General features: G+C 72.5%; 23 protein-coding genes. 14 read left to right on the forward strand and 9 right to left on the reverse strand.

The window, feature by feature from the left end; all coding sequences use genetic code 11:
* The first annotated feature begins 35 nt into the window (after positions 1-35).
* The 9 genes from V6U90_RS13115 to V6U90_RS13155 all read left to right on the forward strand — a co-directional run bounded on the left by V6U90_RS13115 (position 36) and on the right by V6U90_RS13155 (position 10,138).
* A complete protein-coding gene (locus V6U90_RS13115; RefSeq protein WP_334435040.1) occupies positions 36-1,097 on the forward strand; it encodes a zinc-binding alcohol dehydrogenase in 1,062 nt (353 codons plus the stop codon).
* 5 nt (positions 1,098-1,102) lie between these two features.
* A complete protein-coding gene (locus tag V6U90_RS13120; RefSeq protein ID WP_334435042.1) occupies positions 1,103-2,674 on the forward strand; it encodes an amidohydrolase in 1,572 nt (523 codons plus the stop codon).
* Positions 2,671-4,233, forward strand: a complete 1,563-nt coding sequence (locus tag V6U90_RS13125) for a lysine 5,6-aminomutase subunit alpha (protein WP_334435045.1) — start codon at positions 2,671-2,673, stop codon at positions 4,231-4,233. The genes V6U90_RS13120 and V6U90_RS13125 overlap by 4 nt, the downstream gene beginning before the upstream one ends.
* A complete protein-coding gene (locus tag V6U90_RS13130) occupies positions 4,230-4,982 on the forward strand; it encodes an OAM dimerization domain-containing protein (protein WP_334435048.1) in 753 nt (250 codons plus the stop codon). Before V6U90_RS13125 ends, V6U90_RS13130 begins: the two co-directional genes overlap by 4 nt.
* Entirely contained in the window at positions 4,979-5,371 is a 393-nt protein-coding gene (locus tag V6U90_RS13135) for a hotdog domain-containing protein (RefSeq protein ID WP_334435050.1), read from the forward strand. The genes V6U90_RS13130 and V6U90_RS13135 overlap by 4 nt, the downstream gene beginning before the upstream one ends.
* Positions 5,368-6,714 (forward strand): glutamate mutase L, encoded by a 1,347-nt coding sequence (locus tag V6U90_RS13140; protein WP_334435052.1) that lies wholly within the window; start codon positions 5,368-5,370, stop codon positions 6,712-6,714. Before V6U90_RS13135 ends, V6U90_RS13140 begins: the two co-directional genes overlap by 4 nt.
* 393 nt (positions 6,715-7,107) lie before the next feature.
* The gene (lnt, locus tag V6U90_RS13145; RefSeq protein WP_442933579.1) at positions 7,108-8,763 is read left to right on the forward strand and encodes an apolipoprotein N-acyltransferase; all 1,656 of its coding nucleotides are present in this window, start codon (positions 7,108-7,110) and stop codon (positions 8,761-8,763) included.
* 20 nt (positions 8,764-8,783) lie between these two features.
* Positions 8,784-9,578 (forward strand): polyprenol monophosphomannose synthase, encoded by a 795-nt coding sequence (locus V6U90_RS13150; protein WP_334435054.1) that lies wholly within the window; start codon positions 8,784-8,786, stop codon positions 9,576-9,578.
* A gap of 53 nt (positions 9,579-9,631) precedes the next feature.
* Positions 9,632-10,138 carry an FxsA family protein gene (locus V6U90_RS13155; protein WP_334435120.1) on the forward strand — a complete coding sequence of 169 codons (507 nt, stop codon included), beginning with the start codon at positions 9,632-9,634 and terminating at the stop codon, positions 10,136-10,138.
* 202 nt (positions 10,139-10,340) lie between these two features.
* Here the strand turns inward: V6U90_RS13155 and V6U90_RS13160 are convergent, their stop codons facing one another.
* From V6U90_RS13160 to V6U90_RS13170, 3 genes are all read right to left on the reverse strand, one after another.
* A complete protein-coding gene (locus tag V6U90_RS13160) occupies positions 10,341-10,682 on the reverse strand; it encodes an RNA polymerase-binding protein RbpA (protein WP_208814296.1) in 342 nt (113 codons plus the stop codon).
* Between the two features lie 217 nt (positions 10,683-10,899).
* On the reverse strand, positions 10,900-12,024 hold the full coding sequence (locus V6U90_RS13165) for a hypothetical protein (protein WP_334435058.1): 1,125 nt from the start codon (positions 12,022-12,024) through the stop codon (positions 10,900-10,902).
* Between the two features lie 61 nt (positions 12,025-12,085).
* Positions 12,086-13,432: an MFS transporter gene (locus V6U90_RS13170; protein ID WP_334435061.1), complete on the reverse strand. Its 1,347-nt coding sequence runs from the start codon at positions 13,430-13,432 to the stop codon at positions 12,086-12,088.
* A 66-nt stretch (positions 13,433-13,498) separates the two neighbouring features.
* Between V6U90_RS13170 and V6U90_RS13175 the strand changes: the two genes are divergently transcribed.
* The 5 genes from V6U90_RS13175 (at position 13,499) to gltX (ending at position 18,378) form a co-directional block, all read left to right on the forward strand.
* A complete protein-coding gene (locus tag V6U90_RS13175; protein WP_442933582.1) occupies positions 13,499-14,152 on the forward strand; it encodes a TetR/AcrR family transcriptional regulator in 654 nt (217 codons plus the stop codon).
* A gap of 59 nt (positions 14,153-14,211) precedes the next feature.
* Positions 14,212-15,540, forward strand: a complete 1,329-nt coding sequence (locus V6U90_RS13180) for a flavin-containing monooxygenase (protein ID WP_334435065.1) — start codon at positions 14,212-14,214, stop codon at positions 15,538-15,540.
* Entirely contained in the window at positions 15,537-16,355 is an 819-nt protein-coding gene (locus V6U90_RS13185) for an SDR family NAD(P)-dependent oxidoreductase (RefSeq protein WP_334435068.1), read from the forward strand. Before V6U90_RS13180 ends, V6U90_RS13185 begins: the two co-directional genes overlap by 4 nt.
* A 47-nt stretch (positions 16,356-16,402) precedes the next feature.
* Positions 16,403-16,816 (forward strand): cupin domain-containing protein, encoded by a 414-nt coding sequence (locus V6U90_RS13190; RefSeq protein ID WP_334435070.1) that lies wholly within the window; start codon positions 16,403-16,405, stop codon positions 16,814-16,816.
* Positions 16,817-16,917: 101 nt separating this feature from the next.
* Complete coding sequence (gene gltX / locus V6U90_RS13195; RefSeq protein ID WP_334435072.1) at positions 16,918-18,378, forward strand: glutamate--tRNA ligase; 1,461 nt, start codon at positions 16,918-16,920, stop codon at positions 18,376-18,378.
* Between the two features lie 322 nt (positions 18,379-18,700).
* Here the strand turns inward: gltX and V6U90_RS13200 are convergent, their stop codons facing one another.
* From V6U90_RS13200 to V6U90_RS13225, 6 genes are all read right to left on the reverse strand, one after another.
* Complete coding sequence (locus V6U90_RS13200; RefSeq protein ID WP_334435074.1) at positions 18,701-19,741, reverse strand: ADP-ribosylglycohydrolase family protein; 1,041 nt, start codon at positions 19,739-19,741, stop codon at positions 18,701-18,703.
* 32 nt (positions 19,742-19,773) lie between these two features.
* The gene (locus V6U90_RS13205; RefSeq protein WP_334435077.1) at positions 19,774-20,580 is read right to left on the reverse strand and encodes an energy-coupling factor transporter transmembrane component T family protein; all 807 of its coding nucleotides are present in this window, start codon (positions 20,578-20,580) and stop codon (positions 19,774-19,776) included.
* Positions 20,580-22,340, reverse strand: a complete 1,761-nt coding sequence (locus tag V6U90_RS13210; RefSeq protein WP_334435080.1) for an ABC transporter ATP-binding protein — start codon at positions 22,338-22,340, stop codon at positions 20,580-20,582. Before V6U90_RS13210 ends, V6U90_RS13205 begins: the two co-directional genes overlap by 1 nt.
* Positions 22,337-23,113, reverse strand: a complete 777-nt coding sequence (locus tag V6U90_RS13215; protein WP_334435083.1) for a hypothetical protein — start codon at positions 23,111-23,113, stop codon at positions 22,337-22,339. Before V6U90_RS13215 ends, V6U90_RS13210 begins: the two co-directional genes overlap by 4 nt.
* Positions 23,110-23,649, reverse strand: coding sequence for an ECF transporter S component (locus V6U90_RS13220; RefSeq protein ID WP_334435085.1), 540 nt, complete (start codon positions 23,647-23,649; stop codon positions 23,110-23,112). The genes V6U90_RS13215 and V6U90_RS13220 overlap by 4 nt, the downstream gene beginning before the upstream one ends.
* A 95-nt stretch (positions 23,650-23,744) precedes the next feature.
* The gene (locus V6U90_RS13225; protein WP_334435087.1) at positions 23,745-24,557 is read right to left on the reverse strand and encodes a GntR family transcriptional regulator; all 813 of its coding nucleotides are present in this window, start codon (positions 24,555-24,557) and stop codon (positions 23,745-23,747) included.
* Positions 24,558-24,961: the final 404 nt, after the last annotated feature.

A 24,961-nucleotide genomic window follows, 5' to 3' on the forward strand; every position in this document is an offset into this window, starting at 1 on the left:
GTTAGGGGTGCGCTGCGGCGGCGGAGGGGGTGGGCATGACGTCACCGGTGGGTCTGCATCGGGTGGTGGAACCGGTCGGGGTGCTGCCGCAGGCGGCGCAGCGGTTGCGGGTGGACCGGGAGATCGGCGCGGACGAGGTCCGGATTCGGGTGGAGCGGTTGAACCTGGACGCGGCGAGTTTCCGGCAGTTGTGGCAGAAGCACGCCGGGGACGGGGCGGCGGTGCGGGCCGAGGTGTGCGAGATCATCGCTGCGCGGGGCAAGATGCAGAACCCGGTGACCGGTTCGGGCGGCATGCTGATCGGTGTCGTGGAGGAGGTCGGTCCGGATTCGCCGTTGGGGCTGAAGCCGGGGGACCGGGTGGCGACGCTGGTGTCGTTGACGTTGACGCCGCTGGTGGTGACCGACGGCCTGGCGTCGTGGGACGGTCGTGGGGAGCAGGCGCCCTGTGCGGGGTACGCGATCCTGTTCGCCCGGTCGATTGCGGCGGTGCTGCCGGCTGATCTGGATCCGCAGTTGTCGTTGGCGGTGCTGGACGTGTGTGGGGCGCCGGCGCTGACGGCGCGGGTGGTGTCGCGGTATGTGGCGGACCGGCGGCGGGCCGGTGATGACCGGCCGGTGACTGTTGCGGTGGTCGGTGGGGCCGGGAAGAGCGGGTCGTTGTCGTTGGCGGCGGCGGCGCGGGCGGGTGCGGGTCGTACCGTCGGGGTGGTGCCGGTGGTGGCGGAGCGCGACGGGCTGGTGGCGGCGGGTCTGGCGTCGGGGGTGGCGTTGGCCGATGCGCGGGATCCGGTGGTGTTGGCGGACGCGGTGGTGGGTGTGCTCGGTGGGCCGGCGGACGTGACGGTGGTCTGTGTGGATGTGCCGGGTTGTGAGCATGGGGCGATCCTGGCGACTGCGGACGGCGGCACGGTGGTGTTCTTCTCGATGGCGACGAGTTTCGCGGCGGCGGCGTTGGGCGCGGAGGGTCTGGCGGCGGACGTGACGATGCTGGTGGGTAACGGGTACGTGCCGGGTCACGCGGAGTTGGCGTTGGGGCTGGTGCGGGAGGTTGCCGGGGTGCGTGCGCTTTTCGAGGCGCGGTTGGCGGCAGACTGATCCCCATGACGAACCCCTCGACGTTGTACCGCGGTGGAGTGCTGCACTGTCCGGCGGATCCGAGCGCGACGGCGCTGCTGGTGTCGGATGGGCGGATTGCCTGGTTGGGTGCGGATGCGGAGGCGCCGCGTGCGGACCGGGTGGTGGAGTTGGACGGGGCGTTGGTGACGCCTGCGTTCGTGGATGCGCATGTGCACTGCACGGACACCGGGTTGTCGTTGTCGGGGCTGGACCTGTCGGCTGCGCGGTCGGCGGGGCAGGTGATTGAGCGGGTGGCGGCGTTCGCGGCGGGGTTGCCGGCGGATGCGGTGGTGTTGGGTCACGGGTGGGACGAGTCGACGTGGCCGGATCCGGGGTTGCCGTCGGCGGTGGAGTTGGATCGGGCGGCCGGTGGGCGGCGGGTGTATCTGTCGCAGGCGTCGATCCATTCGGCGTTGGTGTCGTCGGCGTTGTTGGCGGTGGTGCCGCGGGTGGTGTCGGTGCCGGGGTACGACGCGTCGGGCTGGTTGCGGCGGGATGCGCATCACGTGGTGCGTGAGGTGGCGCTCGGGTCGGTGTCGCGGTCGCAGCGGGTGGCGGCGCAGCGGGTGGCGTTGGCGCATGCGGCGTCGTTGGGTATCGCGGCGGTGCATGAGTGTGGTGGGCCGGGGACGTCGGATGAGGAGGACTTCACCGGTCTGTTGGCGTTGTCGGGTGCGGGGTTGCCGGAGGTGTACGGCTACTGGGGTGAGCTGCTGGGTGCGGCGAAGGCCCGGGAGTTGGGTGCGGTGGGTGCCGGTGGTGACCTGTATGCGGATGGGGCGTTGGGGTCGCGGACGGCGCATGTGTCGCAGCCGTACCTGGATGGTGAGCCGGGTGGGTGTGGGCATGGGTATGTGAGTGCGGGGCAGGTGCGGGAGCATCTGCTGGATTGTGCGGGGCATGGGATGCAGGGCGGGTTCCATGCGATCGGTGATGCGGCGATCGCGACGGTGTTGGCGGGTTTCGCGGGTGCGGCGCAGGTGCTGGGGGTCGAACGGGTTCGGGCGGCGCGGCATCGGGTGGAGCACGCGGAGATCATGAACAAGCGGTTGATCGCGGGGTTCGTGGAGTACGGGATTGTGGCGTCGATGCAGCCGGCGTTCGACCGGTTGTGGGGTGGCGCGGGTCGGATGTATGAGTCGCGGTTGGGTCTGGACCGGTCGTGGGAGTCGAATCCGATGGGTGCGATGCATGGCGTCGGGGTGTCGTTGGCGTTCGGGTCGGATTCGCCGGTGACGCCGTTGGATCCGTGGGGTTCGGTGCGGGCGGCGGTGGCGCATCACAATCCGGTGCAGCGGATGAGTGTGCGGGCGGCGTTCGCGGCGCACACGCGGGGTGGCTGGCGGGCGGTGCACCTGGACAACGAGGGTGTGTTGGCGTTGGGGGCGCCGGCGACGTTCGCGGTGTGGTCGTCGCCGGCGGGGGTGGATCGGGGTCTGCCGGTGTTGCAGGCGCTGGATCCGGAGGTGCGGGGTCCGCAGGATCCGACGCCGTTGCCGGTGTGTCGGCGCACGGTGCTGCGTGGTGAGGTGATCTATGAGGAAGGGTCTTCGTGACAGGCAAGCTTGACCTGGATCCGGTGCTGGTCGCTCGGGCGCGGGAGTTGGCGCGTCGCGCCGGGCGGCCGGTGGTGGATCTGGCGCGTAGCCACACCACCGTGTCGGTGGAGCGGGCGGTGCTGCGGCTGGCGGGGGTGACCGGGGCGGATCCGGATGGTATTCCGTGGGTGAACCGTCTGGTGGATGCGGTGGTCGCGGATGTCGGGTTGGGCCACGGGGTGGCGGTGCCGGTGTTCGACGCCCTGGTGCGGGAGCAGATCGCCGATGTGACGTTGCTGGCGCAGAAGGCGGCGGCGGGGTCGGTGCGGTTCGGGGTGCCGTCGGGTCGGGCTGCGGTGGCGGCGCGTCGGGCGGCGCGTCGGGCGGTGGCGGCGGGGATCCGGGTGATTGACCGGCGTCGGGTTGAGCGGGATCGTCTGGTGAGGCGGTTCGGTGATCCTGCGCAGCGGCCGTGGATCTATCTGATTGTGGCGACGGGGGATATTTACGAGGATATTCCGCAGGCGCAGGCGGCGGCGCGGGCGGGTGCGGACGTGATCGCGGTGATCCGGTCGACGGGGCAGTCGTTGTTGGACTATGTGCCGGAGGGGGCGACTCGGGAGGGGTTTGCGGGTACGTATGCCACGCAGGAGAACTTCCGGTTGATGCGGGCGGCGTTGGATGCCTCGTCGAAGGAGTTGGGCCGGTATGTGCGGTTGACGAACTATGCGTCTGGTTTGTGTATGCCGGAGATGGCGACCCTGGCGGGGTTGGAGCGTCTGGACATGATGCTCAACGATTCGATGTACGGGATTCTGTTCCGGGACATCAATCCGATCCGGACCTTTGTGGACCAGCGGTTTTCGCGGCAGGTGCATGCGCGGGCGGGGATCATCATCAACACCGGTGAGGACAATTACCTGACCACTGCGGATGCGGTGGATGAGGCGCACACGGTGACGGTGTCGCAGCTGCTGAATGAGTTCTTTGCGCATGAGGCGGGGTTGGCGGACTGGCAGTTGGGGTTGGGGCACGCGTTCGAGATCAATCCGGATGTGCCGGAGTCGTTCCGTCTGGAGTTGGCGCATGCGTTGCTGGCGCGGGAGTTGTTTCCGGATGCGCCGTTGAAGTGGATGCCGCCGACGAAGCACATGACGGGGGATGTGTTCCGGGGGAACCTGCTCGACGGGTTTTTCAATCTGGTGGGGGCGATGACCGGGCAGGGGATCCTGCTGGTGGGGATGATGACGGAGGCGGTGGTGACGCCGTGGTTGTCGGACCGGGACATCGCCCTGCAGAACGTCCGCTATGTGTTGGGTGCGGCGGGTGGGTTGCGCGAGGACTTCGTGCCGGCGCCGGGTGGGTTCATTCAGCAGCGGGCGAACCGGGTTCTCGGTGAGGCGATCGATCTGTTGGAGCGGATCGGTGAGCAGTCGTTGTTGACGGCGATTGCCGAGGGCACGTTCGGGATCATGAAGCGGCCGGCGGACCGGGGTAAGGGTCGCGATGGTGTCGCGCGGCACGAGGATGAGTACTACAACCCGGCCACGGAGATCCTGGAGGGGGCGGCGGCATGAGTGACCGGACGATCGTGCGGCCGTATGGGGACACCACCGGTGATGGCATGGTGCAGGTGTCGTTCACGTTGCCGGTGCCGCATGACAAGCGGGCCGAGGGTGCGGCGTTGCAGTTGGCCGCGAAGATGGGCATGGATCCGGCGATGTTGGTGCACGCGAAGCAGATGGGTGACGGGTTCACCTTCTTCGTGGTGTACGGGCGGGTGAACCATCTGGTGGACCTGTCGGCGGTGCAGGTGGTGGAGCGGGATTTTCCGTTGTTGTCCGCCAAGGAGGTCAACGCGGTGGTGAAGCAGCGGTTGCGGCGGAAGTTGTCGGTGGTGGGGGCGTGTATCGGTACGGATGCGCACACCGTGGGCATCGACGCGATCCTGAATGTGAAGGGTATCGCCGGGCAGAAGGGTCTGGAGTACTACCGCGAGTTGAAGGTGACGAACCTGGGTGCGCAGGTGAGTGTGCCGGAGTTGGTGGAGGCGGCCCGGGTGGAGAGGGCCGATGCGGTGCTGGTGTCGCAGGTGGTGACGCAGCGGGATGCGCATCTGCACAACACGCGGGAGATGTCGGCGGCGTTCCGGGAGGCGATGCCGGCGGGGCGGCGGCCGTTGCTGGTGGTCGGTGGGCCGCGGTTCGACGAGTTGATGGCGGCCGAGTTGGGGGTGGATCGGATCTTCGGTCGGGGGACCACTCCGGGTGAGGTGGCCAGTTACCTGGTGCATGCGTTGATCACGAAGAAGGCGGCGAAGGTATGAGTGACCCCCGGGTCGGGTTGACGGTGACGCACCGGCGGTATGTGCCGTATTCGCATGCCCATTACGCGGGGAGCCTGGTGGATGGGGCGTACGCGTTGGGGTTGTTCGGGGATGTGGCCACGGAGGTGTGTATCCGTACCGATGGTGATGAGGGGTTGTTTGCCTCGTATGCGGATGTGCAGTTCCGGGCGCCGATGCGGGCCGGGGATGTGCTGGAGGTGACGGCGACGGTGACGCGGGTGGGTCGGCGTAGCCGCACGGTCGACTTCGAGTGTCGGGTGGTGTGCCGGGGTCGGCCGGACCGGGGTGAGTCGGCGGCGGAGGTGGTGGATCCGCCGGTGGTGGCGGTGACGGCGACCGGCACGGTGGTCGTGCCCGCCGCGTCGTGAGCGGGTACGCCGTCTGCGCGGATGTGGGGTCCACGTTCACGAAGGTGGCGGTGGTGGATCTGGCTGACGGTGCGTTGGTGTCGGCGGCGTCGGCGCGTACGACGGTGGGCACGGATGTGCTGCACGGGCTGGATGCGGCGGTGGCGTCGGCGACGGTGGGATTGCCGGCGGGTCTGCCGTGGTATGTGTGCTCGTCGGCCGGGGGTGGGTTGCGGCTGGCGGTGGTGGGTTACGAGCGGCTGGTGACGGCGCAGGCCGGCGCGCGGGTGGGCCTGTCGGCGGGGGCGCGGGTGGTGCATGTGGCCGCTGGTGTGTTGTCGGGGGCCGATGTGGCCGCGTTGCGGGCGTCGCGGCCGGATGTGCTGCTGCTGGTGGGTGGCACCGATGGTGGTGACGCCGAGGTGTTGCGGCGTAACGCGGGCCGGTTGGCGCGGATGCGGTGGCGGGTGCCGGTGGTGTTGGCCGGTAACGCGCAGGTGCGCGATGAGGTCGCGGCGGTGCTGGTCGACGGTGGGGTGCCGGTGACGGTGGCCGGGAACGTGCTGCCGAAGATCGGGGTGTTGGCGCCGCAGGAGGCGCGGGCGGCGATTCGGCAGGTGTTCCTGCGGCATGTGATCGGTGGTAAGGGCCTGTCGCGGGGGCCCCGGTTCGCGTCGCTGGTGCGGGCGGCGACGCCGGATGCGGTGCTGACCGGGGTGGAGGTGTTGGCCGACGCCGTCGGTGGTGATCTGGCGGTGGTGGATGTCGGTGGGGCGACCACGGACGTGTATTCGGTGTTGACGCCGGATGAGCGGGCCTCGGGTCCCGGTCGGGAGGTGGCGGGTTCGTTGTGGCGGGCCCGCACCGTGGAGGGGGATCTGGGGATGCGGTGGAGCGCCCCGGGGGTGGTCGCGGCGGCGGTGGCGGAACGGCTGGTCGACGCCGGTGCGGCGGAGCGGCTGGCGGTGGCTGCGGCGGCGCGGGCCGCGGATCCGGGGTGGTTGCCGGTGACGGAGGCCGACCGGGCGGTGGAGGCGCGGATCGCGGCGTTGGCGGCGACGGTGGCGGTGCGTCGGCATGCGCGGGGTCCGGCCACGGGGGAACGCACGGGCCGGGATTTGCGGGATGTGCGGTTGCTGGTGGGTTCGGGCGGTGTGTTACGTCACGCGCCGGCCGGTGATGTGGCCGTGGTGCTGGGTGCGGTGCTGGCCGATCACGGGGGTGGCTGGTCGGTGCCGCGGGCGGCGGTGCCGGTGGTCGACGGGGCGTATGTGCTGGCGGCGGGGGGCCTGCTGGCGGCGGAGCATCCGCAGGCGGCGCGGGCGTTGCTGCGGGGCCGGTTGGCGGCCGGCGCCGACCGGTAGGGGGTGACACGCCGTGGCGGTGGCGACGACTGGCCGGGGGGCGGTTGACAGGCCCCGGGGGGTGGGTCGTACCGTCTTTGAGTCCTATCACGGGAAGCGGCTGTTGTTCGCTTCGTCCCTTCGTCCGCTGGCCGAGTGACAGATGGTGTGTCGCGGCGGCCAGGTCCAGCGGGCGGGGGTCGGCGGGGCGGCGCGAACCGGCCGCGGTTACCGGTGTATGGGCAGCTGTGGGGCACGGCCAGTAGACAACGGCCCGGCGGGGGCAGCCAGTCCGCCGTCCGGTCGGTCCGAAGGTCCGGGGCACTGCAGTTGGCTCGCACCGGCCGGGAGGGGCCTGGGAGCATCGGGGCGCGGCCAGTGGCCGCGCCCCGATTTTGTGTTCCTGGTGGGTGCGTGGCGGCGTCGGGCGGGTCGGCGGCGGGTAGCCTTCGGCGCGTGATCGAGGCGCAGGTGACGGCGGCGGGCCGCGTGCAGCAGGTGGGGTCCGTGGCGGGGCGGGGGTTGCCGTGGTGGCTGTCGGTGGTGGCGGCGGTGTCGGCCGGGTTGGTGCTGTTGGGGGCGTTCCCGCCGTATGACGGGTGGCTGTTGGCGCCGGTGGGGGTGGCGTTGCTGGGCGCGGCGGTGCACCGGCGTCGCCTGCGGGCGGGTTTCGGGTTGGGGTTCCTGGCCGGGTTGGCGTTGTTCGTGCCGATGTTGAGTTGGACGAATCTGCACACCGGTGACCTGCCGTGGCTGCTGCTGTCGGTGTTGCAGGCCGGCTATCTGGGGTTGTTGGGGGCGGCCACGGCGTGGGTGTCGCCGCTGGTCGACCGGGTGCGCTGGTGGTGGCCGCCGGTGACGGGTGTGTTGTGGGTGGCGCAGGAGGCGCTGCGGGACCGTACGCCGTTCGGTGGGTTCCCGTGGGGTCGGTTGGCGTTCGCGGTGACCGATGCGCCGCTGGTGCGCCTGGCGGCTGTCGGTGGGGCGCCGTTGGTGACGTTCGCGGTGGCCACCGTCGGTGGGTGTCTGCTGCTGGCGGTGTGGCGGTCGGGGCAGTTGGTGCGGGCCCCGCGCGGTGGTCGGGGCCTGCGGGTCTGGCGGCCGGTGCTGGCGTCGGCGGGCGCCGGGGTCGCGGTGGTGGCGGCCGGTTGGGCGGTGCCGGTGGGGACGACGGTCGGGTCGGGTTCGGTGACCGTGGCGGTGGTGCAGGGCAATGTGCCCCGCCTGGGGTTGGACTTCAACGCCCAGCGGCGGGCGGTGTTGGACAACCATGTCAACGCCACGGTGCGGCTGGCGGAGGATGTGGCGGCCGGGCGGGTGGCGCAGCCGCAGCTGGTGGTGTGGCCGGAGAATTCCAGTGACATCGATCCGCTGCGTAACGCGGATGCGGCGGCGCGGATCTCCCAGGCGGCCGACGCGGTACGGGCGCCGATCCTGGTGGGTGCGGTGCTGGGTGGTCCGCAGCCGGGGCAGGTGCGTAACGCGGGACTGTTGTGGCGTCCCGGTACGGGTGCGGATCTGGAGCAGACGTACGTCAAGCGGCATCCGGTGCCGTTCGCCGAGTATGTGCCGCTGCGGGATATTGCCCGGATGGTCAGTAGCCAGGTGGATCGGGTGCGGTCGGATTTCGTGGCCGGTGACCGGCCGGGGGTGGTGTCGGCCGGTCCGGTCACGGTCGGTGACGTGATCTGTTTCGAGGTGGCGTACGACTCGGTGGTGCGTGACACGGTCACCGGTGGGGCGCAGATCCTGGCGGTGCAGACCAACAACGCCACGTTCAGCGAGGCGGAGGCCCGGCAGCAGTTGGCGATGGTGCGGTTGCGGGCGGTGGAACACGGCCGGGAGGCGTTGATGGCCTCGACGGTGGGCGTGTCGGGGTTCGTGGACGCCGGTGGGCGGGTAAGCGGCGCCACCGGGTTCAACACTGGTGCGGTGGTGGTGGCGCAGGTGGGTGTCGGTGCCGGGTTGACGGTGGCGACCCGTCTGGGCTGGTGGCCGGAGGCGTTGCTGGTGACGGCGGCGCTGGGCGTGCTCGGGGCGGTGTGGCCGGTGCGGCGGCGCCGGGGGTGACGTGTCGGGAGGAGGTTGTGGTGGGGGCGGACCGGTTGGCGGGGTATCCGGGTGTGGGGCGGGTGCTGGTGGTGGTCCCCACGTACAACGAGGTCGACAACGTGGCGCCGATCGTCGTGGGGGTGCGGCGGGCCGCGCCGGCGGTGGAGGTCCTGGTCGTCGATGATGCCAGCCCGGACGGTACCGGGGTGGCGGCGGACGCGCTGGCGGCGGCGGACCGGCGGGTGCATGTGCTGCACCGTGACGGTAAGCACGGGCTGGGTGCGGCGTATCTGGCCGGGTTCGGGTGGGCGCGGGAGCGTGGCTTCGACGCGGTGGTGGAGATGGACGCCGACGGTTCGCATGATCCGCGGGAACTTCCGGCGCTGCTGGACGCGGCGCGGGACGCGGATGTGGTGATCGGGTCGCGGTGGGCGGCGGGGGCCCGGCTGGTGAACTGGCCGTGGCGGCGGCTGCTGCTGTCGCGGTGCGGCAACGGGTTCGCCCGGTTGGTGCTGGGGATGCCGGTGTCGGATGCCACCGGCGGGTACCGGGTGTACCGGCTGTCCGGGTTGGGGCGGCTGGATCTGCAGTCGGTGTGCTCGCAGGGGTATTCGTTTCAGGTGGAGCTGTGCCGGCTGGCGTACCGGGCCGGGTTGCGGATCGTGGAGGTGCCGATCACGTTCGCCCAGCGGGAGCGGGGGGCGTCGAAGATGAGTCCGCTGATCATTGGTGAGGCGTTGTGGCGGATCACGGTGTGGGGGTTGCAGGACCGGCGTACGGCGGTGCGGCGGGGGTTGCACGGCACGGCGACGGGTCAGGTGCGGTGGCCGTGACCGGGGTGCGTGTCATGCTGGGATGACCGGTGTCGAGGCACGGATGGGGTGACATGCGCCGAGGGTTGAGGTTCGTCGCGCCGGCCCTGCTGCTGGCCGTCGTGGTCGAGGTGACCGTTTTCGTGGTGTTGGGGCGGTCGGTGGGGTTCGGGCCGGCGGTGTTGGCGGTGCTGGTGGCGTCGCTGGCCGGGTTGTGGCTGTTGCGCCGGGAGGGTGTGCGGGCGTGGCGGGGGCTGCGGGCCGCGGCGGGCAGTGGGCAGCCACCGGGACGGCAGGTCACTGACGGGTTGGTCGGGTTGGCCGCCGGGGGGTTGCTGGCCGCGCCGGGTCTGGTCAGTGGCGTGGTGGGCCTGGTGCTGGTGGTGCCGCCGGTGCGGCGGGCGGCTGGGGTGCTGGCGGCGCGGGTCGCGCAGCGGCGCATGTCGTCGATGGTGGCGGCGGAGATGTTCGGTCCGCGTCGGGTGCGGGTGCGTCAGGGCGCGCCGACGGCCGGGCCGGCGCCGCAGCCGACGGCGGAGCCCGGGGCGGCCATCGAGGGGGAGATCATTTCCGGCCGGTGACCGTCGGCGCGCCCTGGCTGGTCGCCGGCCTGCTCGCCATCGGGGTACGCCGGCTGGTGTCGCGTACTGCCCCTGGCCCGGGTCCTGCGGAGAGCGCCGTGGGTACTTGCGGCAGGCGGTCATGGTGGCCCCCCGCTGACCACACAACGTGTCGGCCCCCGCAGGGGTCCCTGCGGGGGCCGACACGTTGTGTGGTCAGGTCTCAGATGCGACCGCGGCGGGTGCGGACCTCCTGGAGCCGCTCGTTGAGGATGTCCTCCAGTTCGGCGATGGAACGCCGTTCCAGCAGCATGTCCCAGTGGGTACGCGGCGGCTTGGCCTTCTTCTGCTCCGGCTCACTGCCGTCGACCAGGCGGGCGGTGCTGCCGTCGAACTTGCACTCCCAGGTCATCGGGACCTCGGCGTCCACGGCGAAGGGCACCTCGAACTGGTGGCCCTTGGCGCACAGGTACTCCCGGGTCTGGCGGGGCGCGAGCTCGGTGTTGCGGTCGGACTCGTAGCTGACTGCGCCGAGGCGGCTGCCCCGCAGCATGCGCTCGCCCATGATCGACTTCCCCTCGTTCGGTGGTGCTGGTCTTATCGGTGCAACAGCGCCGACCGGGTGGGGGATTCCCGCCCGGGGCGCGAGGTGCGGGTGGTCAAACCCTTCGAGGGTAACCGCCGCCGGCGGCGGGCGCTCAGCCTCACCCCGGTCAACTCGCCGACCCGGTACACGTTATGCCGCAAATCGGGAAAAACGCCAGCGTTGCTCGGTGGACCGGTCAGCCGGCCGTCGGTGGACCGGCTGCGGCCTGCCGGGCCGCACCGAGGGCAGCCAACGCGGCGGCCAGGTCACTGACCTGCGCGGCGAGCTGGGTCACCCGCTGCTGCGCGCTGTCCCGTTCGGCGGCGACCGCCTCCAGGCGCACCTGCGTCTGGTGTAGCTGGCCCTGCGCGGTGGCCGCCGCGTCGCGCGCCCCGGCCAGCTCGGCGGTGGCCCGGTCCCGTTCGGCGGCGGTCTGCGTGGCCTGTGCGCGGGCGGCGTCGGCGTCGGTGCGGGCGGCGTCGGCGTCCGCGCGGGCCCGGGTGGCCACGGCGGTCGCGGCGGAGGCCGCCTCGACCGCACGGGCCGTCTCCTGCCGGGCCGTCGCGGTCTCCTGCCGGGCCGCCTCCGCGTCGCCCCGGAACCGTTCGGCCCGGGCCAGCGCGTCGGTGGCCTGCCGGGCGGCCCGTTCGGCGTCGGCGAGGGCGGCGTCGCGGGCCCGTAGCACCTCGGCGATCTGCCGCTGCTGCGCGGCGTGCTCGGCGCGCAGTACGTCGATCTCCCGGCGGGCGGTGTCCCGGTCCCGTTCGGCCTGTACCCGCAGCGCCTCGGCGGCGTGGGCGGCCCGGCGGGCGTCGTCGGCGGCGGCGTGGGCGTCGCGTTCGGCGTGGCGGGCCTGCTCGGCGGCGGCGTCGGCCGCCGTGGCCCGGGCCACGGCGGCGTCGCGTTCGGCCTGCGCCTGCTCGGCGCGTACCGTGGCGGCCGCGGCGGTGGTGGTGGCGTCCTCGGCCTCGGCGCGGGCGGTGTCACGTTCGGTCTGCGCGTCGGCGACCTGCGTGGCGGCCTCGGCTCGCACCTGCGCCAGTTGCCGTTCCACCCCCACCGGGGACAACTCGGCGTGCAGGGCCTCGGTCAGGGTCGCCACCGCCTGGTCGAGCCGGTCCACCACCTCCCAGGTGCGGGCCACCTGCCCGGGCAGGCCGGGGGCGTTGCGGTGACGCATCCGGGTGTTACGCGACGCGCGCTGGCAGGCGCCGTCGTTGTCCCGGCAGTAGCGGAACGGGCGGCCGGCGGCGGCCCGCTGCGGCACCGGGCGCCCGCAGTGCGCGCAGGGCCGCGTGTCGGCGGCGGCTGGGGTGTCCATCGAGGGCGAAGTCTAGGGGGTGGGCCGGGAGCTGACGGGGCACCGGGCGGCGTGGTCGTGTTCACCGGCCGGTGCGGGCGGTCCGGTCCAGGGTGTAGTGCCGTTGCAGCGCCAGGGCCACCAGCATCATCACCACCGGCAGGACACCGAAGCCGTAGCGGACCGCGGCCAGCGCCGTCGACGACTGCACGACGGTCTCCCCGGCGCGGCTGGCGGCGAATCCGCCGGCGGCCAGGCACAGCGCGTAGGCGTAGGGGCCCAGCGCCGCGCCGGTGGCCTCGGCGGCGGTCCACACCCCGGTGTAGGTGCCGGCGCCGGCGCCGGTGGTGTCGGCCCGGATCACGTCCGGGACCATGGAGAACGGCAGTAGTTGCATGCCGGCGAACGCCACCCCGAGCACCGCGACGGCGGTGACGAGGACCGGCAGGCCGGCCGGGCGGCCGACGGCCAGCACCGCACTGCCGGCGGCGAACGCGGCCTGGGCGGCCAGCAGGGCCCGTTGCTTGCCGACCCGGCGGGCGACCGCCAGCCAGCCGGGGGTGACCAGCAGCGCCGGGGCCACGAACGCGGCGACCAGCACGGTGGTCAGGCCGGGGCGGCCGAGTTCGTACTCGGCGTAGTAGGGCACCCCGGCCAGCACCAGGTGGGTGGTGGTGGACATGGCCAGGTAGGCGCCGACGAGCCAGCGGAACTGCCGGTTGGTCAGCGCGGCCCGCAGGGACCGCCAGCCCGCCGGGGTGTGCCCGGACGGTGCGGGCAGGGTCGCGGTGGCGTGCAGGCGGCCGATGCCGGCCACCCCGACGACCATGGTGGCGGCCATCGCGGTGGCCAGCAGCGCCGCCATGCGCAGGTAGCCGGTGCGGGTGGCGTCGTCCCCGCCGGTGAGCAGTGGTGCGGCCACCCCGGCGGCGAGGATGCCGAGGGTCAGCACCACCATCCGGAACGCCATCAGTCGGGTGCGTTCGTGGTAGCCGATGGCCAGGTCGGCGGGGGTGGCCAGGTAGGGGACCTGGTAGGCGGCGAACAGCAGGTTGCCGGCGGTGAATCCCACCGCGACCCACACCGCGGCCGGGGCGCCGGTCAGCCCGGCGGGCACGGCGAACAACGCGGCGAACGCCACCGGCAGGGCGCAGCCGACCAGCAGCAGCCGGCGCCGGTGGCCGTGGCGGGCCCGGTCGGTGTCGGCGCGGTGGCCGACCGACGGGTGCAGCACCACGTCGGCGATCTTGGGTAGCAGCAGGGCTGTGCCGGCCAGCCAGGCGTCCACGCCGAGGATGTCGGTGAGGAAGTACAGCAGCAGCAGTCCGGGCACGGTCACCCACACACCCATGCCGACCGAGCCGGTGGCGAAGCCGACCAGCGGTCCCCGGGGCAGGGTGGTCGCCGGCTGCTGGTCGAGCCCGGTCATGGTGGTCTCCTCGCCGCGTCAATCCAACGGTTGCTGGATTGTAGGGGGACAATGGGCGGCATGACCATGCCCCGACGCCGACCCGGCCGTCCCCGTCGCGACGAGAACCTGCAGACCCGGGAGCGGGTGCTCGCCGCGGCGACCACCCTGTTCGCCCGGCGCGGGTTCGACGCCGTCGGGCTGCGGGAGGTCGCCGCGAGCGCCGGCGTCGACGTGGCCACCGTCGCCCACCACACGGGCACCAAGGCCCAGCTGTACGAGGCGTGCTTCGCGCGGGTGTTCGAGGCGGAGAAGGTGGTGCTGGAACAGGCGGCGAGGCGGGTACGGGCGGCGTCCACGGCCCGGCCGCGGCGGACCCTGGCCGGGTTGCACGAGCTGATCGACGTGTTCGTGGACTTTCTGGAGCAGCGCCCGGAGACCACCGCCCTGTGGCTGCGGCGCTGGCTGGAGCCGCACCGGCACGCCGACCTCGACCAGCGGTACGCGGCGCCGCTGTACGAGCTGGTGGAGCAGTTGCTCGTCGAGGCGGCGGCCACCGGGTCGCTGGTCGAGCCGACACCGCACGTGGCGGTCCGCAGCCTGGTGTGGGCGGTACACGGGCATGTGGTGGCCCTGGCCGCCGACCCGGCCGGGGCGCGCGGGCGGCGGGAGTTCCGGGTGTTCGCGCACCGGTGGCTGGACGCGCTGTACGGGACGGGGTCGGGCGGCGGCACGTCTTGACGGGGGCACGGCCCGGTCGGCATTATCCATCGCGTGTTGGATAAATCTCGGGTCGGCCGGTGACCCCCACGGTCGCGGTGATCGGCGCCGGCCCCGCCGGCCTGGCCACCTGCAAGGCGCTGGCCGACCAGCGGATCCCGACCGTCTGCTTCGAGGCCACCGACACCATCGGCGGACTGTGGGCGTACGGGTCACCCGGCTCGGCCGCCTACCGGACCCTGCACCTGAACACCAGCCGCCGACGCACCGAGTTCGCCGACCATCCGATGCCGGCGCACTGGCCCGACTACCCCGACCACACCCGCGTCGTGCAGTACCTGCGCGACTACGCCGACCGGTTCGGGCTGACCGGCGTGATCCGCCCCGGGCACACCGTCACGTCGGTGACCGCGGGTGACGACGGCACCTGGACGGTGCGCGCCGACAGCGCCGGCGGCCCGTCCGAGGTGGTCGTCGACGCCGTGGTCGTCGCCAACGGCCACAACCGGGTGCCGCACCTGCCCGACCCGCCGCCGGGCGAGGCCACGTTCCGGCAGATCCACAGCCACGCCTACCGCGACCCCGACCAGCTGCGCGACGCGCGGGTACTGGTCGTCGGCGGCGGCAACTCGGCCATGGACATCGCCGTGGACGCCTCCCACGTCGCCCGGCGTACCCTGCTGTCGCTGCGCCGGGGCGTGTGGGTGGTCCCGAAGTACCTGCTCGGGCGTCCCTCGGACACCCTCAACGGGGCCCTGGCCCGGCGGCTGCCGTGGCGGCTGCGCCAACGCGTCAGCCAGGCGATGCTCACCGCCACCGTCGGGGACCCGACCCGCTACGGGCTACCCGCGCCCGCGCACGGCCTGCTGCAGGACCACCCGACGCTGTCCGACGCCCTGCTGTCCCGGCTGACCCACGGCGAGATCGCCGTACGGCCCGGCATCGCCGGCTTCGACGGTGACCGGGTCACGTTCACCGACGGCACCACCGACCCGGTCGACCTGCTGGTGTGGTGCACCGGTTACCGGGTCGACATCCCGTTCCTCGGCCCCGGGCTGCTCGGCGACGGCGCGCACACCCTGGCGCTGTACCGGCACGTGTTCCACCTCGACGCGCCCGGGTTGACGTTCGTGGGGCTGATGCAGTCCACCGGCGCCGCGCTGCCGGTCGTGGAGGCGCAGGCCCGGCTGGTCGCCGCGCACCTCGCCGGCCGGTACGCGCTGCCCGACCCGCAGCGCCAGCGCGCCGGGTGCGCCGCCGAACTGCGGGCGGCCACCAGCCGGTGGGGGCAGCGCCGCCCGGCGATGCGGGTCGACTTCGACGTGTACCTGGCCCAACTGGCCCGGGAACTGACCGAGGGTGCCCGCCGGGCGGCCCACGGCCGGGGCGTGGCGGCGGTGTCCCGGTGAGCCGGCTGGCCGGACGTCGGGTGCTGCTCACCGGCGCCCGCGGCACCTTCGGCCGGCAGTTGGTGGCCGACCTGACCGCCGCCGGTGCCCGGGTCGTCGGCATCGACCTGACGCCCACCGACACGCCGGTGCCGGTCGTCGGCGCCGACCTGACCGACCCGGCCACGGTCGCCCCGGCGGTGGCCACCGCCGTCGAACGGCTCGGCGGACTGGACCTGCTGATCAACAACGCCGGGGTCGGTGGACCCGCACCCGCCGAACAGCCTCCCGACGGGGTGGTCGCCCGGCAGATCGAGGTGAACCTGCTGGCCGCGTGGCGGACCACCGCCGCCGCGTTGCCCGCCCTGCTCGCCGCCCGTGGGCGGGTGATCTTCGTGGCCAGCCGGATGGCGGTGCTGCCGCTGCCCCTCGCCGCCGCGTACGGGGTCAGCAAGCGTGCCCTGGTCGCCTACGCCGACGCGCTGCGCCTGGAGGTCGGTACCCACGTCGGGGTGAGCGTGGTCTACCCGAGCATGGTGGCCTCACCGATCCACGACAGCACCGTCCGGGCCGGACTGTCGTTGCAGGGCGTGTCCCGACCGGAACCGGTGGCCGGGGTCAGCGCGGCGATCCTGCGGGCCGCCGCCGCCCGGCGGGCCCCCCGGGATGTGGCCACCACCGCCCGGGGACGGCTGGAACTGGCCCTGGCCCGGCACGCCCCGGGCCTGGCCGACCGGCTGGTCCGGCGTACCGTGGCCGCCCGCGTCGCCGCCGGTGAGCTCGACGGCGCGCCGCTGGCCGCCGCGATGGTCCACCGCCACCGTCACCGGTCCTGAACCGCCCGGCTGCCCGGCATGCCCGACCAGCCGGGCACAATGCACCGGTGAGTGACCAACCGATCGTCCTGGCGGCGGCGCTGGCCCGCTTCGACACCCTGTGGAGCCCCCGGATCGTCACCCGGGTCAACGACTACGACGTGCGGGTGGCCAAGGTCGCCGGGGAGCACGTCTGGCACGCCCACGACGACACCGACGAGTTCTTCCTGGTCATCGACGGGGAGCTGCACATCGCTCTGCGTGACGGTGCGCCGCAGTCCGACGGTAGCCGTGTCGAACGGGTGGTCACCCTGCCGGCGGGCACGGTGTTCGTGGTGCCCCGGGGGGTGCAGCACCGGCCGTTCTCCCCGGGCGGGGCGTCGATCCTGCTGTTCGAGCCGTCCGGTACGTCCTCCGTCGGGGATCGGCACGACCCGGTTCCCGACCACGTCGATGCCACCGTCGGTCATCCGCTGGACTGACCCCGGGCCGACGCGGAGGTCACATTTGGCGACACAGGCGCACCGATGGGGCACTCGGGCCCTACCGGGGTACACCCGTGGGCATGGTCTACGGTAGCCGGGTGCTAAGCGAGCAGACTCCAGCAGGCGGGCAGCAGGTCCGGGTCAGAATCGCGCCGTCACCCACCGGCGACCCGCATGTCGGCACGGCGTACGTCGCCCTGTTCAATCTCGCCTTCGCGCGGCGCTGCGGTGGCCGGTTCATCCTGCGCATCGAGGACACCGACCAGACGCGGTACGTCGACGGCAGTGAGCAGCAGATCTTCGACACCCTGCGCTGGCTTGGTCTCCACTGGGACGAGGGCCCGGACGTGGGTGGCCCGCACGGCCCGTACCGGCAGTCGGAGCGGCTGCCCCGCTACGCCGAGGTCGTCGACACCCTGATCGCGCAGGGGCTGGCCTACCGGTGCTGGTGCTCGTCGGAGCGGCTGGCCGAGATGCGGACCCGCCAGCAGCAGAACAAGCAGCCGACCGGCTACGACCGGTTGTGCCTGGGCAAGACCCGTGACGAGCGGGCCGCGCTGCCGGGGTTCAGCGAGCCGCCGGTGGTGCGGATGCGGGTACCGGAGGAGGTGCCGGCGTTCCAGGACCTGGTGCGCGGCGAGGTGCGTACCCCGCACCCCGACGACCAGGTGCTGCTGAAGGCCGACGGGTTCCCCACGTACCACCTCGCGGTCGTCGTCGACGACCACGACATGGGCATCACCCACGTGGTCCGGGGCGAGGAGTGGATCAGTTCCACCTCCAAGCACATCCTGCTCTACACGTGGCTGGATTGGCCGCTGCCGCAGTTCGCGCACCTGCCGCTGCTGCGCAACGCCGACCGTTCGAAGATCAGCAAGCGGAAGAACCCGGCCGCCCGGCTGAAGTGGTTCCAGGAGGAGGGGTACCTGCCGCAGGCGCTGCTCAACTTCCTCGGCCTGATGGGGTACTCGCAGCCCGACCTGGAGGAGATCTTCGACTTCGACGCGATGTGCGCGTCGTTCGACTTCTCCCGGGTCAACACGGTCGGCCCGGTCTTCGACATCGACAAGCTGAACTGGCTCAATGGGCACTACCTGCGGTCCCTGCCGGTCGAGGAGTTCCTCGCGGTGGCCGAGCCGTTCCTGCCGGCCGGGGTCGGCACGCAGGATCTGCGGTGGATCGTCACCGCGTTGCAGGAGCGCACCAAGCGGCTGTCCGAGCTGCCCGAGCAGTTGTCCTGGCTGCACGACGGCCCGGTCGAGGTCGACGCGGAGTCGTTGACCCGCAAGGGCCTGCCCGCCGCCGAGGCGGCCAAGGTGCTCAGCCGGCTGGCCGACGATCTGGCGCAGGTGACGCCGTTCGAGCCGGCGCCGGTGGAGGCCGTGCTCAACGGCGTGTGTGAGGCCGAGGGCGCCAACCGGCGGCGGATGTTCATGACCACCCGCACGGCGCTGGTCGGTGGGCCGGTCTCCCCGCCGCTGCACGAGACCATCGCCGCGCTCGGTGCGGCCCGTACGGCCGCCCGGTTGCGGGCCGCGGCGGAGCTGCTGCTCGGCTGAAACGCCTCGGGAAGAGCCGAGCAGACGGGCGGACCGCTCCCGTCAGCCGCCGCCCGTCCCCCAGGCCAGGCCGGTGATCCCCTCGGGGTCACCGGCCCGCGTTCTCCGCGGCCCTGGGGCCGCTGTTGATCCCGTACCGGCGACGAAGGATCCGGCCAGCAGCGACCTGAGCGGCCCGGACTTCTGACAAACGCTGAATTCGATCACGGGCGCCCGGGGTGGTCGGGCGGCGACCGCCAGCAGCCGGTGACCGTTGCCGACGTACGAGTGCGGCAGGTCACCCGCCACGTGCGGGTAGCCGAGGACCACACCCGATGGCGGGTCAGTGACGGTGGTCGAGCAGCGCGTCGGCGAGCTTTTCGGGGTCGATCCCGTTGACCGCCCGGAGCTGGTCGAACAGGTCCCGGGGGATGGCGGACAACCCGCTGACCGCACCGGCCATCCCGGTCGCGATCGCGCCGATGGTGTCGGTGTCCCCGCCGAGGTTCGCCGCCAGCACGGCGCAGCGCAACGGGTCCGCGCCCGAGCGGACCAGCAGACCGATCGCGGCGGGCACCGACTCGGCGGTCGCCACGCCGCCACCGACCAGGTCGTAGAGGTCGGCGAGGAAGTCGGCGTCGTCCCCGGGTTGCCGCGCCAGGTCGGCGGCCCACCGGGCGCGGCGGACCACCGAAGGGCTGACCACCTGCTCGCCCCGGGTCGCGCCGAGCCGGCCCGCCTCGTACCCGACCTCCAGCGCCTCGGCCAGCCGGGTGGCCCGGTCGGCCGACCCGGGCGCCTCGACAGCGGCGCTGACGGTGCCCGCGACGAGGCTGGCGCCGCTGATTGCCACGCTGGTGTGGTGGGACATCAGCGAGGCCGCCACCACCCCGTCGACCAGCGCGTCAAGTCGGTCGCTGCGGTGCAGCAGGCCGACCGGGACGATCCGCATGGCGGCGCCGTTGGTCTCCCCGCCCTTGCCGGTCTCCGCCGGGTCGGCCCCCTCCCGGAGCAGCCGGATTGCCCGCGCCGAACTGGGGCCGAGGAAATTACCCTCGCTCGCCCCCACCCGGTCGGCCCACTCGACGAGGTGCCGGGCGACCACGGCGGTGTCCACGGTGCCGCCCGCGGCGAGGATCGCCTCGGCAAGCATGTACGTCTGCTGTGTGTCGTCGGTGACCTGGCCGGCCGCGAAGCCGTCCACCACGAAGTGGCCGTCCGGGCCGGGAAGGAATCGGTCGATCCAGCCGAAGGTCGACACGACCCGCTGGCGTGGCCACAACTCGCCGGGCATGCCCATGGCGTCGCCGAGCGCGACCCCAGCCAGGCAACCCCGTGCCCGATCCGTCGTGGTCACGGTGTCCAGCGTCGCTCGATCGGTCATGTCGGGTACTCCGTTCATCGGTTCTACAGTGGTCACAACGATCCCCACCCCGCCAGCCGGGCCCAGACGACCACGCCGACCACTACGGCGGTCACCACGGCTACGGCGGGATCACGCCAGGTCGGACGCAGGATGGTCAGCGCGGTGGGTTGCCGGGTGATGCCGTAGCCGCGGTTGAGCATCGCGGCGGCCAACTCCTCGGACATCCGGATGCCGGTGGAAAAGAGCGGCACCATGATGGTGGTGTAGGCGCGAATAGCACCGATCATCCCGCCGTCGATCTTTGCGCCCCGGGCCCGCTGGGCGTCCAGTACCTGGTTGGCCCGGTGCTGCATGGTCGGGACGAACCGCAGGGCGGTCATCACGATGAAGACCACCGGAAACGGCAGCCGGGCCATGCGCATCAGGGCGACGAAGTGCTCCACCGGCGTACTGACGATCAGCGCGGCGGTCAGGCACACCATGGTGAGGATCCGCAGGCCCAGGTTGGCGCCGTGGGCCAGGCCGCCGACGGTCAGCGGCAGGCCGTCACCGAACCAGAGGTGCACCAGCACCCGGGCGGAGGAGGACGAGCCGAAGTCACCGGGGCCCCGGCTGAGCGCCGCGAAGACCAGAATCAGGACGACGACCGGGGCCAAGGGCGCCAGCAGCTTGCCCACCTGCCGCTTCGGCACGCCAAGCGCGGGCAGGAGCAGCAGCGAGCCGACGGCCAGCAGCGCGTTGGGCAGCGGGTGGGCGAACTGGAAGGTCAACACCACCGCGCCCACGAAGACGAGGAGCTTGGTGCGGACGTCCATCTGGTGAAGAAAGCTCGTGCCGGGCCGGTACTCGAGAAACATCAGGCTTCCTCCCACAGTTCGACGAACGCGTCCACGGTGGTGACCGGGGGCAGCCCGAGCCGCCGGGCCAGGCGGGTCACCTGGGGTGCGACGAGTTGGGTCCCGGCGAGCAGGTCCTCGTCGGCGAAGAGGTCGGCCACCGGGAGGTCGGCGCGGAGCCGCCCGGCGTCGAACACCAGCGCCCGATGTGCGTACTCGGCGACCAGGGGCATGTCGTGAGTGACCATCAGGATGGTCCGGCCGGCCCGGTTCAGCTCGCGGACCAGGTCCATGATCGCCCGCGCGCCGCGCCAGTCCTGACCGGTTGTCGGCTCGTCGACTATGAGGATCCGGGGTTCCAGGGCCAGGACGCTGGCCACCGCCAGCCGCTGCCGCTGCCCCTTACCCAGCCGGAACGGGTGGTGGTCGAGATGGGCGCGCATGCCCACCAGGTCGAGTACCTCGCGTACCTTCTCCTCGATCCGGTCGTCCGCCCAGCCCGCGTTACGCAGCCCGAACGCGACCTCGTCGCGGACGGTCGGGGCGAAGATCTGGTGGTCCGGATTCTGGAAGACGTACCCGACGTCGGTGGCCAGGTCGCTGACCGAGCGGTCGCCGGTAGGGTGGCCGTACACCCGCAACTGGCCGGCGGTGGGACGGAGCAGGCCGTTGAGGTGCCGGGCGAAGGTTGTCTTCCCGGCGCCGTTACGGCCGAGCAGGGCGACGAACTCGCCCTCCCGGACCCGGACGTCCACGTCGGACAGGGCCTGGACCCCGGAGGGGTAGCGGTGGCCGAGGCCGGTCGCCTCGATCACGACGGCCGCGTCCGCCGGAACCGCCGGCTGCGGGGCGCTGGCGCGTACCCGGGCGGTGACCGGCAGCCGGTCCTGGAGCATGGCGACCGCCTCGTCCAGGGTCACCGCCGTCCGGTCGGCGGGCAGCCGGCCGGCCCGCTGGAGCGCGTGGCACACGGTGGTCACCTGCGGTGGTCGCAGTCCCACCGCCTCGGCCCGCTCCGCGACGGTGAAGAACTCCGCCGGTGGGCCGTCGTGTACGAGGGCACCGTCGTGCAGGACGATCAGCCGGTCGGCCCACTGCGCCACGAGTTCCGGCTCGTGCTCGACCAGGACCACGGTCCGGTCCCGGTCGGCGGCGGCCTGCTCCACCACCGCGAACACCTGGGCCGTACCGGCCGGGTCCAGTTCGCTGGTCGGCTCGTCGAGCACGAGGATCTCCGGGGCCATGGCCAGGATGCCGGCAATGGCCAGCCGCTGCTGCTGCCCACCGGACATCTGCCCGGTGTCCCGGTCGGCCAGTTCGCCGAGGCCGACCGCGTCGAGGGCCCGGCGGGCCCGGTCGAGTACCTCAGCGCGGGACAGCCCGAGGTTTGCCGGGCCGACCGCCGCGTCGTCCAGTGCGAGCCGGCCGGTGATCTGCGACTCCGGGTCCTGCATGACCAGGCCGACGTGCCGGACCAGGTCGACCACGTCGTGTTCGACGGTGTCCAGGCCGACCGCGGTCAGGTACCCGTGCATCTCACCGTCGTGGTGGTGTGGGACGAGCCCGTTGAACATCATCAACAAGGTGGTCTTCCCAGCCCCGGTGGCGCCCATGACGGCGACCCGCTCGCCGCGCCGGATCTGGAAGGAGACGTTGGTGAGTTGGCGCTCGGTGGCCGACCGGTACCGGAAGCTGACGCCGTCGGCGCGCAGCACGGCGTCCGGGTCGCCGGTGCCCTGCGGCTTGCCGCCGGCGGCTCGGGTCAGTCCTCGGGTGGTCATGGCGCCTCCTCGGTCAGGTCGGCGACCACGTTCACCGGCAGCGGATCGGGGAAGGCGGCACGGACCGTGGTCAGGTCAGTCGGGCGGCAGCTCACCAGGACGCAGGCCGACGGGCCGGCGGAGCGGTCGACCGGTACGGGATGGTCGGTTCGCCAGTCGACGGTGAGCCCGGCGCTGGCCGCGAGCTGCGGCACCTCCCAGGCCAGGCCCTTGGAGCCCACCGGGAGCGCGTCGTGGACGACGCCGCTGTCGAGTAGGGCCCGCAGGTCGGCGAGGCCGACCAGGTCCGGGTGGCCGGGGATGACCCGGTCCCGGGGTGCCGAGCGGGGCAGACCCAGGCAGACCACCACGTCCCCCGAGCGGGAGGCCCCGGGGCGCAGCGCCCCGGGAGCCGCCTCGCCGAGGACGGTCACCCCGATGCCGGTGGCGACGGTGGGGACGTTGTCCTCGGTCGTACCGGTGACCCGGTCGGCGTCGAGGCCGACCTCGGCGGCGAGCGCGACGACTGCGGCGATCATCTCCCGGCCCTGCGGGTCGGCCTCCACGCAGAGCGTGTTGACCACGAGGGTCGGGGTGGCTCCGGCGCAGAGCACCTCCAGCAACGGCACGCGGGTGGCGAAGTGCGCGGCGGTCGACGCCGGTACGGTCACCGTGTCGTGCGGCTTCGGGCCGATGCCGCCCACGGAGTCGCAGGCGACGACCAGGCAACTGTCGGTGAGGTCGAGTACGGTGAGGTCCCGGATCCGCCGGACGCCGCGTACCGCGTAGGTCATCTGGTCTCCTCCTCCGCGAGGCCGGCGGAGCGCAGTGCCCGGGTCGCGGCGGCAGCGACCAGGATGTTGATCGCCGACCCGGCGGTGAGCGGCAGCACGAGCGCGGCGAAGAGTCCGACACCGCCGATCGGGATCATGATGGCGGCGCCGCCGACCCCGTTGAGCACGATGCCGACGACGATCGCGACCCAGATGTTCACCCGGCGGGCCAGCAGGCCGAAGATCGCCACGAAGACGGCCATCTCGGCCGCGACCAGCAGGTGGACGGGGAGGCCGAGCGGGAAACCGGTGGTCAGGGCGGAGAGCAGGTGCCCGAGCGCCCCGACGATGGACCCTTCGAGCGGGCTGAACGCGGCGGCGGCGAGGAAGGCGGGCGCGGAGTCGAGCGCCACCGTGCCGGTCGGGCTGGGTAGCTTGATGAACGCGCCGACAGCGCTGAGCGCGACGAGGATGGCGATGCGGGCGATCCGGCGGGGGGTGAAGAAGCGCGCGGCACCGCGACGGCGTTCGACCTTCCGGGCTTCGGCGTTGCTCATGCTGGTTCCTTCCTGCGCTCGGAAACCGTCACGAGGCTCGTCCGGACTGTGCTTGGTGTTTCGCTCGCTGCGCTCGCTCATGGGGGAACCTCCGGTCAGCTTTCGGTGGTGGGGGGTGTGAGAGGGGAACGGGCCGCCTCGAGGTCGAGGTCGGTGCGGATGGTGAACCGGTCGGCGCGCAGGACGCTCTTGACGTACTCGACTGCGCGATCGGCGGCGTCGTAGGTGACCCGTTCGACCAGGAAGGCGGGGGCGCCGGCCTTCTGGTCGAGGCAGGTCGCCTCAAAGTCGTCGAGGACGGTGGCGGTGAGCTGCTCGTGCCCGCGTACCGGCTGGATGCCGAAGGCGCGCAGCGAGTCGTAGAGCGACCGGTCGTTCAGGTCGACGCCGAGCAGGGGGGCGCACCGGTCGGTGGAGAGCCACACCGTCTCCAGCGACACCGGGCTGCCGTCGAGGGAACGGACCCGGCGCAGCTCGATCACCGTGTCCGGGGCGTTGGCGACCCGGAGGACCTCGCAGAGCCGGGCGGAGGGACGGACGGTGCCCATAGCGAGGACCTTCGAGCGGACTCGATGCCCGCGCCGGGCCAGCTCGGCGGAGAACCCGTGCAGGAACCGCATGTCGTGCTCGACCCGGGGTTCGGCCACGTACGTGCCGTCGCCCTGCCGCCGGTTGACGAGCCCATCGCGTTCGAGGCGGGTCAGCGCCTCGCGGACCGTGGCCCGGCTCACGCCCAACTGCTCGGCCATGGCCCGTTCTGTGGGCAGCCGGCTGCCCGGGGGGAGGTCGGAGCCGCCGAGTCGCTGCCGCAACGCCTCGTAGACCTGGTAGTACGCGGGTACCGGCCGGGTCTCGTCGACGACGACATCGCTGATGTCGGCGGGCTCGTACATGATCACCTCGAACATTGGGCGGTTATTGGTCCTGAACGCTAGACCAATAACAACCCAATGGCAATGGCCTGGTCAAGCCGCATCTTTGTGGGGTGACCCCGCAATGGGCTCCCGGACGTATCCGAGAGGTCGCGGCCCGGCCCGACCGGCCAGGCGCCCTGCGCGCTGTCAGCGCGGTCGCCTTGTGATCGGGTTTCCGGGGATCATCCTGATCGATCAGGTTGGCTCGGGTGCGCTATCCCGCCGTGGAGGGCGACCGGCCTGGCGGTAGCCAGGGCCGGCAACGCCGGAACCAGCCAGCCGTCCGGACCAGCCGGCGCCGCCCGCCGACCGGAACCGCCGTGCATCATGCGATGGCCGCCACCGTCTACGGTCCGCCCGTCGCGGTCGACCCCGACAGGATGCGTACCGTCCCTCAC

The sequence above is a fragment of the Micromonospora sp. CPCC 206060 genome, from assembly GCF_036906895.1.
In the GTDB taxonomy this organism is placed as follows: domain Bacteria; phylum Actinomycetota; class Actinomycetes; order Mycobacteriales; family Micromonosporaceae; genus Micromonospora.